The 14,490-nt window shown below is 72.4% G+C and carries 13 protein-coding genes; 9 read left to right on the forward strand and 4 right to left on the reverse strand.

What is annotated here, in order from left to right:
- The first annotated feature begins 2 nt into the window (after positions 1 to 2).
- From pstB to BGO91_RS10215, 9 genes are all read left to right on the forward strand, one after another.
- A complete protein-coding gene (gene pstB, locus BGO91_RS10175; RefSeq protein WP_290472647.1) occupies positions 3 to 890 on the forward strand; it encodes a phosphate ABC transporter ATP-binding protein PstB in 888 nt (295 codons plus the stop codon).
- Positions 887 to 1,684 carry a lytic transglycosylase domain-containing protein gene (locus BGO91_RS10180; protein WP_290472648.1) on the forward strand — a complete coding sequence of 266 codons (798 nt, stop codon included), beginning with the start codon at positions 887 to 889 and terminating at the stop codon, positions 1,682 to 1,684. The genes pstB and BGO91_RS10180 overlap by 4 nt, the downstream gene beginning before the upstream one ends.
- Positions 1,681 to 2,376 carry a class F sortase gene (locus BGO91_RS10185; protein ID WP_290472649.1) on the forward strand — a complete coding sequence of 232 codons (696 nt, stop codon included), beginning with the start codon at positions 1,681 to 1,683 and terminating at the stop codon, positions 2,374 to 2,376. Before BGO91_RS10180 ends, BGO91_RS10185 begins: the two co-directional genes overlap by 4 nt.
- Positions 2,373 to 4,211 (forward strand): PASTA domain-containing protein, encoded by a 1,839-nt coding sequence (locus BGO91_RS10190; protein ID WP_290472650.1) that lies wholly within the window; start codon positions 2,373 to 2,375, stop codon positions 4,209 to 4,211. Before BGO91_RS10185 ends, BGO91_RS10190 begins: the two co-directional genes overlap by 4 nt.
- A gap of 101 nt (positions 4,212 to 4,312) precedes the next feature.
- The gene (locus tag BGO91_RS10195; protein WP_290472651.1) at positions 4,313 to 4,873 is read left to right on the forward strand and encodes a hypothetical protein; all 561 of its coding nucleotides are present in this window, start codon (positions 4,313 to 4,315) and stop codon (positions 4,871 to 4,873) included.
- 103 nt (positions 4,874 to 4,976) lie between these two features.
- On the forward strand, positions 4,977 to 5,414 hold the full coding sequence (locus BGO91_RS10200; protein WP_290472652.1) for a VOC family protein: 438 nt from the start codon (positions 4,977 to 4,979) through the stop codon (positions 5,412 to 5,414).
- A 6-nt stretch (positions 5,415 to 5,420) separates the two neighbouring features.
- Positions 5,421 to 6,062 carry a helix-turn-helix domain-containing protein gene (locus BGO91_RS10205; protein WP_290472653.1) on the forward strand — a complete coding sequence of 214 codons (642 nt, stop codon included), beginning with the start codon at positions 5,421 to 5,423 and terminating at the stop codon, positions 6,060 to 6,062.
- A gap of 64 nt (positions 6,063 to 6,126) precedes the next feature.
- The gene (locus BGO91_RS10210) at positions 6,127 to 7,023 is read left to right on the forward strand and encodes a DUF5996 family protein (protein ID WP_290472654.1); all 897 of its coding nucleotides are present in this window, start codon (positions 6,127 to 6,129) and stop codon (positions 7,021 to 7,023) included.
- Between the two features lie 70 nt (positions 7,024 to 7,093).
- Positions 7,094 to 7,999, forward strand: a complete 906-nt coding sequence (locus BGO91_RS10215; protein ID WP_290472655.1) for an Abi family protein — start codon at positions 7,094 to 7,096, stop codon at positions 7,997 to 7,999.
- Here the strand turns inward: BGO91_RS10215 and BGO91_RS10220 are convergent.
- From BGO91_RS10220 to BGO91_RS10235, 4 genes are all read right to left on the reverse strand, one after another.
- The gene (locus BGO91_RS10220; protein ID WP_290472656.1) at positions 7,981 to 8,910 is read right to left on the reverse strand and encodes an acetylxylan esterase; all 930 of its coding nucleotides are present in this window, start codon (positions 8,908 to 8,910) and stop codon (positions 7,981 to 7,983) included. The two genes, BGO91_RS10215 and BGO91_RS10220, sit on opposite strands and share 19 nt — an antisense overlap.
- Positions 8,907 to 9,518, reverse strand: a complete 612-nt coding sequence (locus BGO91_RS10225) for an SGNH/GDSL hydrolase family protein (RefSeq protein WP_290472657.1) — start codon at positions 9,516 to 9,518, stop codon at positions 8,907 to 8,909. Before BGO91_RS10225 ends, BGO91_RS10220 begins: the two co-directional genes overlap by 4 nt.
- Positions 9,519 to 9,546: 28 nt before the next feature.
- A complete protein-coding gene (locus BGO91_RS10230) occupies positions 9,547 to 12,165 on the reverse strand; it encodes a X2-like carbohydrate binding domain-containing protein (RefSeq protein ID WP_290472658.1) in 2,619 nt (872 codons plus the stop codon).
- Positions 12,166 to 12,266: 101 nt separating this feature from the next.
- Positions 12,267 to 14,483 carry an alpha-galactosidase gene (locus BGO91_RS10235; RefSeq protein ID WP_290472659.1) on the reverse strand — a complete coding sequence of 739 codons (2,217 nt, stop codon included), beginning with the start codon at positions 14,481 to 14,483 and terminating at the stop codon, positions 12,267 to 12,269.
- Positions 14,484 to 14,490 lie beyond the last annotated feature (7 nt).

Genomic DNA, 14,490 nt, shown 5'->3' on the forward strand with positions numbered 1-14,490 from the left:
CCATGAACTTTCGCACGCTGCGTCCCGGACGCCGCTCCGCCGTCGCCGACCAGGCGCCGCCCTTCGGCGAACGTCCCCCTGTCACGACCCGCGAGTCCCTGTTCGGCCGGACGGCGGCCGCGACGCTGCAGGCGGACTCGATCTCGGCGTGGTTCGGACAGCGCAAAGTGCTCGACCGGGTCTCGCTCACCATGCGGAAGGGGGAGGTCACGGCGCTCATCGGGCCGTCGGGCTGCGGCAAGTCCACCTTCCTGCGCATCCTGAACCGGATGCACGAGATGGTGCCGACGGCGAGTCTCTCGGGCGAGGTGCGGCTCGACGGCAGCGACATCTACAGCCCGCAGGAACGCGTCACCACGGCGCGACGGCACATCGGGATGGTGTTCCAGAAGCCGAACCCGTTCCCCGCGATGAGCATCTACGACAACGTCGTCTCGGGGCTGAAGCTCGCCGGGGTGCGCACGAGCCGCGATCAGCGCGACGAGCTCGTCGAGGACTCGCTGCGCAAGGCGTCGCTGTGGGAGGAGGTGAAGGATCGCCTCGACCAGCCCGGCGGCGGTCTGTCGGGCGGCCAGCAGCAGCGGCTCTGCATCGCCCGCTCCCTGGCGGTCTCACCGCGGGTGCTGCTGATGGACGAGCCGTGCTCGGCCCTCGACCCCACGTCGACGCGTCGCGTCGAGGAGACCATCGCCGACCTCCGCGGCCAGGTGACGGTGGTCATCGTCACCCACAACATGCAGCAGGCCGCGCGCGTCAGCGACCAGTGCGCCTTCTTCCTCGCCGCGCAGAACACCCCCGGCGTCATCGTCGAGTACGGCGACACGACCGCGATGTTCGAGGACCCTCGGGACGAGCGGACCAGCGACTACGTGAACGGGCGGTTCGGATGACCGTCTCGATCCGCACCGCCGCCGGTTTCGCCGTCGCCGCCTTCATCATCGCCGGGGCCGCCGGCTGGGTGGCCAACCTCCCGAAGCCCGCGGCGACGGCGGCGGACGGGAGCGTCATCGCCGGCGCCGGCGGGACGGGCATCCCCGTCGCGGCAAGCCTGCCCGCGGCGGGTGACTCCTCGGCCGGCGATTCGGAGACGCTCCCGGTCGCCGGTCGCCGGTCGAACACCGACGGCGTCGTCGCGCTCGGCTGGCTGACGGCGACCTCCGGCCGCACAGGCATCCCCGCCCGCGCGCTCCAGGCGTACGCGGCCGCCGCGGTCGTCGAGTCGACGGCCGCACCCGGCTGCCGCGTCACCTGGAACACCATCGCCGCGATCGGGTCGATCGAGTCCGGCCACGGGACGCACGGCGGGGCGCACCTGGATGCGTCCGGCCACCTCGTCGGCACGATCCTCGGTCCCCGACTGGACGGGGTGGACTTCGCCGCCGTCCCGGACACCGACCACGGCCGGCTGGACGGGGACGCCCAGTGGGACCGCGCCGTCGGGCCCATGCAGTTCATCCCGTCGACCTGGGCGCAGTACGGCACCGACGCCGACGGCGACGGCGTCGCCGACCCGAACCAGATCGACGACGCGGCACTGACGACGGCGAAGTACCTCTGCGCCGCGGGCGGAGACCTGCAGACGCCGGCGGGGTGGACCACGGCGATCCGGGCGTACAACCACGACGACGCCTACGTCGCCGCCGTGCGCGAGAAGGCGAACGAGTACGCGAGGGCGGCTGCATGACCGAGCGGCACCGGCGCAGGACGGGAAGAGCGGCGGCCGTCGCCTGGACAGGGGTGCTGGTCCTCGTCGTCGTCGCCCTGACGACCGCCGGAGGGACCCTCGTCGCCCGCACCTTCGCCGCAGCGACGCCGTCGGCGGGGGCGGAGGGGGCCGCCCCGGCGCAGACGCCGATGGCGGAGCCCGCCCCGGGCCAGTCTGCCGCACCGGTCGGCGCGCCGGCAGCGCCGCGACCGCTCGTCCCCGGGCAGCCGACGCGGCTCGCCATCCCGTCGATCGGTCTCTCCGTGAACGTCGGGAGGATGTCCGTCGCCGACGGGGGCACCGTGGACCCGCCGACCGCCGGGAGCGCGTACTGGCTCGCGGAGTACGGGGCGGCCACGGCCGACACCGGCAACACCGTCTACATCGCCGGGCACACCTACCGCGGTGGCGATGCGGCGTTCAACGGGCTCCTCGACGTCCCGCACTCGGGATACACGGTGCACCCGGGCGACCGCATCGTGGTCACCGTTCCCGAGGGCGACATCGACTACGTCATCGACGACACCGCGCTCTACGAGAAGACGGATGTCGCGCAGCAGGCGGAGCTGTGGAAGCGGGTCCCCGGGCGGCTCGTCCTGGTCACCTGCTTCCAGTACGACGGCGGCACCAGCAGCCATCAGAACTTCGTCGTCTACGCGCACAGAGTATGAACGGCGACGCATCCATCCCACGCGGTCGCGAGCGCTACACGGCGCTCCGCCCCCTCGGCGCCGACGCGTTCTCGATCACCTCCGTCGCACGGGATGGGCTCCTCGACCGGGACGTCGCGCTCACCGAGCTGCGCCCCGAGCTCGCCGACGACGCGGTCGCCGCCCGCATCGTCGCCGCCCGCATCGCGAGTGCAGCCGACCTCTCCGTGCCCGGCGTCCCGGAGGTCTTCGACCATGGGGGCGGCAGGGCGGCCCGCCCCTGGGTCGTGACGGCACTGGTCGCCGCACCGACGGTGCAGGATCTAGTGGCCGACGGCCGGTCGGCCCGTGACGCGGAGGAGCTGCTCGCCGTCGCGCGGACGCTGGCGGAGACGATGCGCGAGGTGAACGCGGGCGGCGTCGTCCACGGCGCGCTCGGCCCCGACATCGTGCTCCTGGAGGGCGCGCGGACGTGGGTCACCGGCCTCGGCCCGCAGCCGTGGGAGCTGCTCTCGCCGTCCGACCCGGCCGGAACGGCCGAGGCGTGGTCGCGGTTCACCGCGTCGCTGCGGTTCGCGTCACCGGAGCAGGCCGCCGGAGAGGCGCCCGGCCGCCGCAGCGACGTCTACGGCTTCGGGCGCGTCCTGGAGTCCCTGCTCGTGCTCGGGGAGAGGGGGGAGGACGCCCCGCCCGTCGTTGCGGTGCGGCTGCTCGGCGCCCTGCAACGGCTCCGGGAGTCGTGCGTCGATCCGACTCCGGCCCGGCGCCCCGCGTCCTTCGCGGCGGTGCTGGGGGAGCTGGAGCGGATCGAGGCCGCGGCCCGTCCGCCGCGCGAGAGCCGTCCCGAGGACGTGTCCGCGTGGCCCACCGCGGCGCTGGCGACGATCACGACGGTGCACCCGCAGGCGGATGCCGACGCCGTCGCGACGGAGCGGATCCGAATCGTCCGCGGGCGTCCGGCGACCCCGGCGACGGCGACGGCGACGGCGGGGGCGGGGGCGGCGAGGTCCGCGAGGTCCCCGAAACGAGCCTCCGGTCCGGGCTCCCGGCCGAGGCCGCGGCGACCCTGGTCCCCGGCCGCGCGACTCGTCGTCGCCGGGGCGGCGGTCCTGGTCCTGACCGCCGCGGTCGTCGCGCACGCGCTTCTCGTGCCCGCGGGTTCCGCACCCGACGTCGTCGTGCCCCAGGTGGCGGGGAAGACGGTGGAGGAGGCCGCACGCACCCTCACCGCCTCCGGCGCCGTCGTCGCCGGTCAGCATCCCACCGCTTCGTCGTACGGGGCCGGGCTGGTCTCCGGGACGGACCCCGGGCCGGGGACGTCGATCTCGGCGGGTCAGACCGTCGCGTTGCTCGTCTCCACCGGCCCGGGCGAGACGCCGGTGCCGCAGCTGGCGGGGTTGGACGTGGCCGGGGCACGGGACGCGCTGGCCGCGTCCGGACTGACGCTCGGCGCGATCTCGGCACGCGACGGGGTGGATCGCGCCGGTGCCGTGCTCGGGACGGCGCCGTCGTTCGGCGCGCGCGTCCCCGAGGGCACCGCGATCGATCTCGTGATCGCGAGCGGCCGCGTCCGTGTGCCCGCCGGCCTGACCGGCCAGGCGAGCCAACCGGTGATCGACGCGCTCGCCGCGGCCGGTCTGCACGCGCAGACCGTCACGCAGGACACCAGCGAGTTCCTGACCGGCGTCGTGCTGCGCGTCGAGCCGGGCGAGGGCGCGCGCCTCGCGCTGGGCGGCATCGTCACCCTGACCGTCGCCCGCTACGTGCCGCCGCCGGCGCCGCCGCCGACGGACGGACCGGTGCCGACGCCCTCCGCCACCGCGGACCGGACGCCGGTGCCGGTCGCCACGCCGTAGAGCACCGACAGGGATCGAGGGGGACGATGGGACGCAGGGAGCCACGGGGGACGCCGTACATCCGCTTCAACCTGCTGCACGAGGACAGCGACCGCTACCGCGTGTGGGCGGCCTTCCGGGACCGGCTGATGGCGGCGCCCGAGGTCGCGGTCGAGGGCGGTCCCGCCGCTCGGGTCAGGCGGGCGAAAGACACCACGGACGAGCAGGGGACGATCGTGCTGTGGCGGTTGATGTCGTCGAATCATCGCGAGATCGCCACGAGCGGCGCAGGGTTCCCGACCGTCGACGCGGCGCGCGCGCATGCCGAGGTCATGATGGGCAGAGCCTCGCGCCTGATCGCCCGGCAGGTCGTCGACGGAGTTCAGGAACGGTTCGCGTGGACGCTGCACAACCGCACGGTGGTCGCCCTCATCGCCGGCCGGTGGCACCCGTCGAGACGCGACGTGGTGGTCAGCCTCGCGCTCGCGAGGGAGACCTTGGCGCGAGCGGATGTCGTCGAGACGCCGATCGAGACCCGGCCGCTCGCCGTGGTCAAGCCGCGGCGGCGCGACGACCCGCGCGTCGACCGGCGGCTGTCGGACGCTCCGGTGATCGAAGCCGGCGCCGCCCGACCGATCAAGGACATCCGCCGATACAACGAACTGGGCCGCGGAAGCCGGTGACGCCGATGATGGCCGGGGTCTTGACGCCTCACTTGTTTTTTGCAAGTATCAGTCTCGACAGCAGTGAGAAGTCAGCTCAGACCATCCGTCGAAGGAGACCACGATGACCGCGATGTTCGTCAACCTGCCGGTGACCGACCTGGAGCGTGCGAAGGCGTTCTACACGGCGCTCGGCTTCACCATCAATCCGCTCTTCACCGACCACAACGCGGCCTGCGTCGTCGTCGAGGAGGACCACAGCTACTTCATGATCCTCGTCCGCGAGTTCTTCCAGACCTTCACCGATCTGCCGATCGGCGACCCGGCGACGAACCCGTCCGTCTCGACCGCGATCTTCCTCGACTCCCGCGACGCGGTCGACAAGGCCGTCGCGGACGGCGTCGCCGCGGGTGGCACCGAGCCGCGCCCCGCGGCCGACTACGGCTTCATGTACCAGCGCCAGCTCGCCGACCCGGACGGCAACCTGCTCGAGTTCGGCTGGATGGACCCGACCGCCGCCCAGCAGGGCCCCGAGGCCGCCGTCGCGAACCAGCAGGCCTGAGGTCCGATGGCCGCGCGCGACTACGGGCAGTACTGCGGCGTCACCCGGGCCCTCGAGCTCGTGGGCGAACGCTGGGCGCTGCTCATCATCCGCGACCTGCTCGTCGGGCCGCGCCGCTACGGCGAGCTCGCCGCGGGCCTCCCGCGCATCCCGAGCAACATCCTGGCGGCGCGGCTCAAAGAGCTGCAGGAGGCCGGCATCATCCGCCGGGCGCCGCGCTCGCGCGTGATCGTCTACGAGCTCACGCCGTACGGCCGGGAGCTCGAGCCGGTCGTCCTGGCGCTCGGCACCTGGGGGTTCAAGGCGATGGGCGACCCGCGGGAGGAGCAGATCGTGACGCCGGACTCGATGACGATGGCCCTCCGCACCGCGTTCCGGCCGCAGATCGCCGCCGACCTCCCCACCACCGTCTACGGCGCGCATTTCGGCGCCGCCGAACTGCTCATCCGGGTGAACGGCCCGACCCTCGACGTCGCGCGCGGCGACGGCCCCGCCGACCTGGCCTTCTCCGCCGGCCCGGGCATCCGCCGGCTCATCTCGGGCGAGCTCGCACCGGGCGCCGCGATCGAGACCGGAGTGGTGGAGGTGCTGCACGGCCGCGGCGACCTGCTCGGCCGGTTCGCCGACACGTTCCACCTCGCCGCCTGACGGCTCGACGAACGTCGCGCCCGTGCGCGCGCCGCATCCGTCACACTGGGTGGCGGAGGTCGTGATGGAGAAGCGCGGAGAATCGTGGCCGTCCCTCGAGGTGGAGGCCTGGACCCCCACCCGGGAGACGCTGCACATGTGGCTGCAGATCATCGGGAAGCTGCGGATGGTCGGCTCGCCCTTCCTGAACCACTGGTGGCACGTGACGCTCTCGCTGAGCGCCCGCGGGCTCTCGACCGGCCCGATCCCGCTCGACGGGAGCATCCTCGACATCGAGTTCGACTTCGTCGACCACCGGCTCGTGCTGCGGACGAGCGGGGGCGGCCGGGAGGAGATCGCGCTGCAGCCGATGACGGTGGCCGCGTTCTACCGGCTCACCTTCGAGGCGCTCGGCCGGCTCGGCGTCGAGCTCGAGATCCATCCGACGCCGAACGAGGTGGACCCGGCCATCCCGTTCCCGACCGACATCGAGCACCGCTCGTACGAACCGGAGCAGGCGAACGCCTTCTGGCAGCAGCTCATCCGCGCCGACGGCGTGCTGCGTCGCCTGCGGGCCGAGTTCCGCGGCAAGGCCAGCCCCGTCCACCTCTTCTGGGGCGCACTCGACATCGCGACGACCCGGTTCTCCGGGCGCCCCGCACCACTGCACCCCGGTGGAGTCCCGAACTGCCCCGACCGGGTCATGATCGAGGGCTACTGCGACGAGATCAGCAGCTCGGGATTTTGGCCCGGCGGCGGCCGCGAGGGCGCGTTCTACTCGTACGCGTATCCCGAGCCGGAGGGATACGCGGAGACCGCGGTCCCGGGAGGCGCGCACTACGACCACGCGCTGGGGGAGTTCGTGCTGCCCTACGAGGTGGTGCGGCAGTCCTCGGACCCGACGGCGCTGACGCTGGAGTTCTTACGGGTCACGACGGCGGCTGCGGCGTGGCTGGGGGAGTGGCCGCAGACCGCGCTGTGATAGCTTGGGAGCAACATTCGGACCCATCCAGCCCTCGGGCTGGGTGGGTTCTTCGTTTATGGGGGAACGCGTGAAGCATTGGATCGACCTGAAGGCGCAGATCAGGCGACATCTCGACCGCGGCTTGGAGCTCGGTGGCGTGAGCGAGCAGCAGTTCGCCATGTTCCTCTACTCGAGCAACTACTACCGGGTGAGTGGATACGCGCGCTGCTTCTACCAGCAGGACGGCCCCTCGGAACGCTATCGGGCAGGCGTCGACGCTGCGACGTTGATGGAGGTGTACGACCTCGATCGCGCCGTGCGGAATGCGGTCCTGGACGGAGTGTCCGTCGTCGAGCCGACACTGCGAAGCCGCGTCGCCCACCATGTGACCCGGAGCATCGGCGGCAGCGATGCGTACGCGGACGCGAACCTGTACCTCCCCGAGAACACGAGGCCCGAATCTCCTGGGCCGGCGCGGGACCGATGGACTGCGGAGGGGAAGAACAGGAGCATCGTGCTCGGCAGCTTCGCATCCGTGCAGCAACGGGACGAGATCTTCATCAAGCATCACGTGCGGAAGGGTGATCCGATTCCGCTCTGGGCGGCTGTCGAAGTCATCTCGATCGGTACGTTCTCCCGCTTCTTGCGTGCTCTTCGGGACAAGTCCGTTCTCGAACCGGTCGCGAAGTCCCTCGCTCTCGAAGATGTTCCCAAGCTGCTTCAGGCGGTCCAGAACATCGCCTTCCTGCGCAACATCGCGGCGCATCACGGACGCCTCTGGAACAGACGATTCGACGGCCACGTCACCCTCCCGCGAATCGCATTGGACGTGAAGAGGGACTACCTGTCTCCGAGGACACCCGCCGCAGCACTGACCCTTCTCGGTGGCCTGGTCGATCAGATCGAGGGGAGCGACGGATTCTCCACGCAGCTCCTCGACCGCGTTCACTCGGTGCCCGGGCTCGAGGAGGGCTACTACAGGCCTGTGCTCTGATCCGCGCCGAACCCCTCCGCCAGCACCGCGAGCGCCGCCTCCCGGTCCGCCGTCCCGCCCGCCTCGTGCCCGGCGCCCGGCCATTCACGGAAGGCGACCTGAGCCGCATACGCCGAGGCCGCCGCGCGCGCCGTCTCGGGCGGGCAGATGTCGTCGGCGAGGCCGTCGGAGATCCAGCCGGGGGCGGTGGCGTGGCGGGCGGAGGTGATGCCGTCCACGTAGGCGAGGGTGCGGGCGACGGCGGTGGTGCGGTCGGGGTGCTCGTCGAGGTATGCGCGCAGTTCCGTCCACGGGCCCTGGGCCGCGTGCTGCAGCGCGATCGGCGCGGCCGTCAGGAACGGGGACTGGGCCAGCACGGCGACGAGGTCCGGGACGAGTGCGCCCACGCCGAGCGCGATGCCGCCGCCCTGGCTGTTGCCGATCATGGCGACGCGCGAGGCGTCGACCTCGTCGAGTCCGCGCAGGGCCTCCACTGCCCGGGCGGCGTCGACGAAGACCCCGCGGTAGTACGACCGCTCGGGATCCTGGATGCCGTCGAGCAGATGGCCGGTGCTGCCGCCGCCCTGACCGTGGGTGTTCACGACGAGGTGCGCGTAGCCGGCGGCCGACCAGGTGAGGTCGTCGATGGCGGCGAGGCGGCCGGCGCCGTAGCCGTTCGCGTGCGCGACGGCGGCGAGCGGACGCGGCCGGTGGCGCGGCAGCCGCAGCCAGCCGGTGACGGTGCGCCCCGCCGACCCGCCGAACGACATGTCGTACACGTCCACGGTCGTGAGCCCGGTGTCGACGGGAGTCAGGCGGGTCGCGAGCGGGAACCTCCCGGCCTCGTCGAGTGCGGTGGCCCAGAAGGCGTCGTAGTCGTCCGGTGTCGGCAGGAGGTCGTGCCCGAGCAGGGCGGCGAAGGGGGCGGTCACGGTGTCGCCCGCTCGTACGCCTCCAGCCAGGCGTCCGCGATCATCCGGTGGCCCGCGGGGGAGGGATGCACGCCGTCCGGCGCGACGGCGGGGATGCCGAGCCGGGCCGCTGCGGCGGTCATGCGGTCGTGCAGCGGGACGAGCGTCGCCTCCACGTCCGCGGCCACCCGGGCGACCGCGGCGCGCTTGCCGGCCAGGTCGTCCAGCCAGCCTTCCTGCTCGGCGGTGGTCGGGAGGAAGAACGGCTCGACGAACAGGAGACGCGGGCGGGGAGACGGGAGCGCCTCCACCAGCCGGCGGAGCGTCGCCTCGAAGTCTGCGGCGGAGGTCGGGTCGTCGCTGTCGAAGCGGCGCCACATGTCGTTGACGCCGACGTAGATCGTGAGGACGGAGGGGTCGGCGGCCACGACGTCGTCCGCCCAGCGGGCCTCGAGGTCGACCGCGCGGTCGCCAGAGACGCCGGCGTTGCGCACGGTCCCGGCGCGCCCGGCGAGGGCGTCCGCCAGCAGGCGGACGTAGCCCTCGCCGAGCGACGCACTGTCGCTCCGATCGCGCTCGCAGTCGGTGATGGAGTCGCCGACGAAGACGAATCGGGCGGGGTGGGACATGGTGCTCCTTCTGATCGTTCCGGTGGTGCTACTTCTTCACGGTGTACTGCAGGACGTCGTTCCGCAGCACGTCGCCCGACACCTTCTGCACGGTGATGCGGTGCTCGCCGTCCCGCAGCCCGTCGACGGAGAAGAGCGTCCGGCCGGTGCGGCGCGCGTCCGAGCGGGTGTCGACCGTCTTGGCCAGTCTGCCGTCGATGTAGACGGCCGCTGTGCCCTGGTCGGGCGCGGTCGCGCCGATCCACGAGACCCCGGTGCCGCGGAAGACGAGGTCGACGCGGTCGCCGTCCTTCGTGGTGGCGTGGACGTCGTCGCGCGCGTCGCCGCGGAACTGGAACGCCAGCGACGCCGTGCCGTTCGCGAGCCCGGCGAGGTACCCCGCGCGCAGTGTGACGGTCGACCCCGAGACGGTGTAGTCGGTGCCCTTCTTCAGGGCCGACCCGTCGCGGGAGATCCCGGCGAGCTCGCCGCCGTCGCGCAGCAGCGTCACCGGCACGTCGGCGGGCGCCGCCTTGTCGAACACGGCCACGTCGGGCTGCAGCAGGCTCTCCAGGGTGACGTCGAGCTTGTCGAGCAGCATGAACGCGCCCGACTTCTTGACGACGCGGAGGGTGTGCGATCCGTTCGGGAGGCCGCTGACGCTCCACACGGCCTGCTGCGTCTGGCGCGGCTGGCCCGCGTCGCGGCCCGTGCTCACGGTCTTCTGGAACTGCCCGTCGAGGTACACGTCCACGTCGCCCTGCGACTGGTCGAGCTCGGTCACGTAGTCGATGCCCGTGCCTGTGAACGTGTACTGGAACGAGGAGCCGTCGGCCTCGACGTAGTGCACGTCGTCGTTGTAGTCCCCGAAGCCGCGGCCGCCGCTCTGCCCCCAGGACCCCGAGTAGGCGATGCCGGAGTCGTTGTCGTTCACCGCGACGACGCGGCTCGAGGCGGGTGGCGTCGGCACCTGGCCGCCGCTCGAGTCGCCGACCGCGACCGGCAGCTGCTGCGTCGTCGCCGGCACCTCGAGGCCGCCGTTGCGCGACCAGTCGCCGGTGTACTGCACGCGCTGGGCGTCGTCGTTCAGCGCGACGGTGGAGCCCTTCTTCGGTGTGACCTTCAGCAGGCGGGTCCCGTGGATCGGGACCGTCTCGCCCGTGAACCTCGTGTCGAACGTGCCGAGATCCTTGCCGGCCCACAGATCCCGGACGGTCGCCGGGCCCGTCAGGCCGAGGTCGGACCAGTTCGCCGTGATGTCGGCGTCGGTGCGGCCGAGGTTGAAGAGGGCGACGGTGTAGCTGCCGTCGGCGTTCGGCGCGAACCAGACCTGCTTGTCGGTCGCGGTCGAGACCGGCTGCGCGGGAGTCCCGGCCTGGTTCACGGCCACGACTTCGCGATTGGTGAGCAGGTCGACACCGAACTGGTCGAGCTTGGTCAGGTCGTTGCCGACGTACATCGGCGCCGCCGAGATGGCCCAGAGGGTGGTCGCGGTGCGGCGCTCGTCGCGGGTGAGGCCGTCCATCGTGCCGTTGCCGACGTCGAGCGAGTCGAAGTCGTTCCAGCCTCCCGGGCCGGCGTGACGCCACCAATCGGCCGCGCGCGGGAAGAGGCGCGCGATGTTGTCCCACTGCGTGAGGGCGACGCCGGAGCAGTAGCACTCGACGTCCCACTCCACGCGCCAGCCGTTCGCGTACTGCTTCCACGTGTCGGCGTAGTTGATGTCGAGCGCCCACGACAGCTCGAACCAGATGTTCTTCTTCTTGAGCGCCTGCGACCACGCGGCGACGTCGTCGCGGGCGTCGAGCGAGAGGTCGCTGACGCCGGAGCCCGGGGTCACGCTGTCGAACTTGAGGAAGTTCACGCCCCACGCCGCGAGCTGGTCGACGATCGAGTCGACGTACTTCTGGGCGCACGGGTTCGAGAAGTCGATGCGGTAGCCGATCTTCCAGTAGTCGGCCTGCTGCAGCGGCTGCTTCACGATGTCGTGGGTGGTGCAGCCGGGCGCGTTCGCGATCGGGTAGGCCTTCTCGTACACATCGGGGGAGATGCCCGGGATGAGGTACAGCCCGAACTTCTGCCCGTTGGCGTGGACGTGGTCGATCACCTTCTTCAGGCCCTGCGGGTAGAGCGTGGCGCTCGGCGTCGGGCGCCCGTTCGCGTCCACGCCGTCGTTCCAGCCGGAGTCGACGTTGATGTAGTCGTAGCCGGCCTTGCCGAGCTTGGCCTTCATGGCGTCGGACTGGGCGATGATCTGATCCGCGGTGATCCACTTCGGATCACCGCTGTAGACCTGCATGCTGTAGCTGCTCCAGCCCAGGTAGGGCGTCTTCGCCCAGGCGTCGACGGGCGGCGCGGCGGGAGGCTGGATGATCGGGGCGGGCTTCGCGCCGGGCTTCGCCGTGGCGGCGGGGGAGGCGGACGGCGCGGCCGTGGGCGTCGCGACCGGCGACTCCGGAGCCGCGCCTGTCGGTGTCGGCGTCGGTGCGGGCGTCGACGTCGCGGTGGGCGTGGCCGTCGCGGCGGGCGTGCCCGTCGGCTCCGGCGAGGGTGTGCCCGTCGGTGTTGCACCCGCCGGGGCAGCGGCGGCGGCAGCCACCAGCCCGAGGGCCGCGACCGACACGATGAGTGCCCGCAGGCCCCGTCGCGCACGTGTCTGGCGTGTCATGCGATCTTCCTCTCTGAAGCGCTCGGACGCGTCGGTGCGCCGGAGCGGTTATTGCGGTGGGCCGTCTGAGGGGCTCGTCCGCTCGCGCTCGCCGGGCCGTGTCACGGCAGCCGGACGAGGTCGAACAGCATCGCCTGCTGGGGGTTGAGGGTCGGCATCGGGACGCCGGCGACCGCGAGCACCGAGCCGGGGAGCGCGACACCCTCGGGGCGCAGCGCGGCGGAGATCCACGCGGGGTCGGAGCTCTGGTGGCGGCTCGCCGGCCCGAACTCGTCGCGGATGCGCACGGCGTAGCGGGCGGAGGCGTCGAGCCCGGGGAAGCGGACGCGTCCCGCCTGCCCGCCGGCCGAGGTCGCGAGCCGCGCCCAGGTGTGGATCGCCCGGCTGCCGTCCTGCGCGACGATGCCCGTGAGCACGGTCGCCTCGTCCGCGAGGTCGGCGTTCACCACGCGGCCGCTGTGGATGAGCTCGCGCAGTTCGCGGTACACGGCACCCCAGCGGGCGATGCGCTCGAGCTCGTCGCCGTCGGCCTCCTGCAGATCCCACTCGATGCCCGCGTGCGCGGTGAGCGCGACGATCAGCCGGAACGAGAGGTCGGTGCGGCGGGAGGTGGTGTGCGAGCGCTCGGCGCCGAGGTGCGAGCCGATGAGCTCCGGCGGGACGAGCATCCGGGTCCACCGCTCGATCTGCAGGCGCTCGACCGGGTCGTTGCAGTCGGAGGCCCAGATGCGGTCCGTGCGGTCGAGGATGCCGAGATCGACCCGGCCGCCGCCTCCCGAGCAGGTCTCGATCTCGAGCCCGGGGTGCCGCTCGCGCAGCGCGTCGAGCATCCGGTACAGGGCGACGGTCTGGTCGTGCACCGCGGGCCGGTCGTGCCCGGATCGTCCGCTGACCGCCTCGGACAGATCGCGGTTGTGGTCCCACTTGATGTAGTCGACGCCGTACTCCTCGACGATGGCGCTGATGCGGTCGAGCACGACCTCGTAGGCGTCCGGCCGGGTCAGGTCGAGCACGTACTGCTCGCGCGCCGTGGCGCCGAGGCCCGCACGCGGTCCGAGCACCCACTCGGGGTGGAGGCGGGCCAGATCGGAGTCGAGGTTGATCATCTCGGGCTCGAACCAGATCCCGAACTGCATGCCGTGCGAGCGCACCCGGTCGACGAGGGGCGACAGGCCGTCCGGCCACACCGAGCGGTCGACGACCCAGTCGCCGAGTCCGGCGTTCGCCGCCCGGCGGCCGTGGAACCAGCCGTCGTCGAGCACGACGCGCTCCACGCCGACCTGCGCCGCGCGCTCGACCAGGTCCGAGAGCCGGTCGAGGTCGTGGTCGAAGTAGACCGCCTCCCAGGAGTTCAGGGTGAGGGGGCGCGGGGTCGTGGGGTGGGACGGACGCGCGCGCAGCCGCCTGTGGAGGCGGTCGGTGATGCCGTCGAGACCGTCGCCCGACCAGACGAAGAGGGCCGTCGGAGCGTCGTAGCGGTCGCCGGGCGCGAGCAGCAGCTCGCCGGGCCGCAGGGCCTCCCCGGCGCCGAGGACGGACGAGAACGCGCCGGCGCCCTCGGGGAGCCGCTCGACCAGGTACTCGGCGTCGCCGCTCCAGGCCAGGTGGGTCGCCCAGGCCTCGCCCGTGCCGAACGCCAGATCGGCCGTGCCGGCGACGACGAGGAAGGGGGAGTCGTGACCCGGCTTGCCGCGCCGCGTGCGTCGCAGGTGCGTCCCGGAGACGATCGCACCGCGCTGCGGGGAGCGCTCGCGGCACCACTTGCCGTCGAAGTCGAGGATGTCGACCGCCCGCTCGGGCACCGGGAGGAGCACGCGCAGGGCGTCCAGCTCGTAGGGTGCGGCCGGGGCGTCGCCGTCGAGCAGGGTCTCGTCGCGAACGACCGAGACGTCGACGGCGAGCACGCCGAACCGGTCGAGCGCGAGGCTCATCGTCGATCGAAGGCCCGTGATCCCGTCGACCAGGTCGATCTCGATCAGGCCGCCGCCGTCTCCCTCCTCGCCGTCGACGCGGTGTCGCACGCCCACCGCACGCGGGCGCGGCGTGGTGGCGGAACCACCGGCGTGCCCCTCCTGCGCGGGTGCTCCGGCCCATCCCTCGTACTCGGTGGCCCACAGGCTGAACGCGCGCGGGACGTCCGGCGAGTTGTTGAGCACGGCGGGGCCGCCGGTGCTGCGGAGGGCATCGGCGGCGGCGGGGTCGAGGGGCCCGAGGTCCGCGCCCCAGTGCAGCACGCGCGGCACCCGCCCGGACGCGTCGATGACGAGGGATGTGCCTGCTGCGCGCAGCGGGAGAACGGCGCCGTAGCCGTCGAGCATGGGTGGG

The organism is Leifsonia sp. 71-9, assembly GCF_001898805.1.
Taxonomy (GTDB): domain Bacteria; phylum Actinomycetota; class Actinomycetes; order Actinomycetales; family Microbacteriaceae; genus Leifsonia.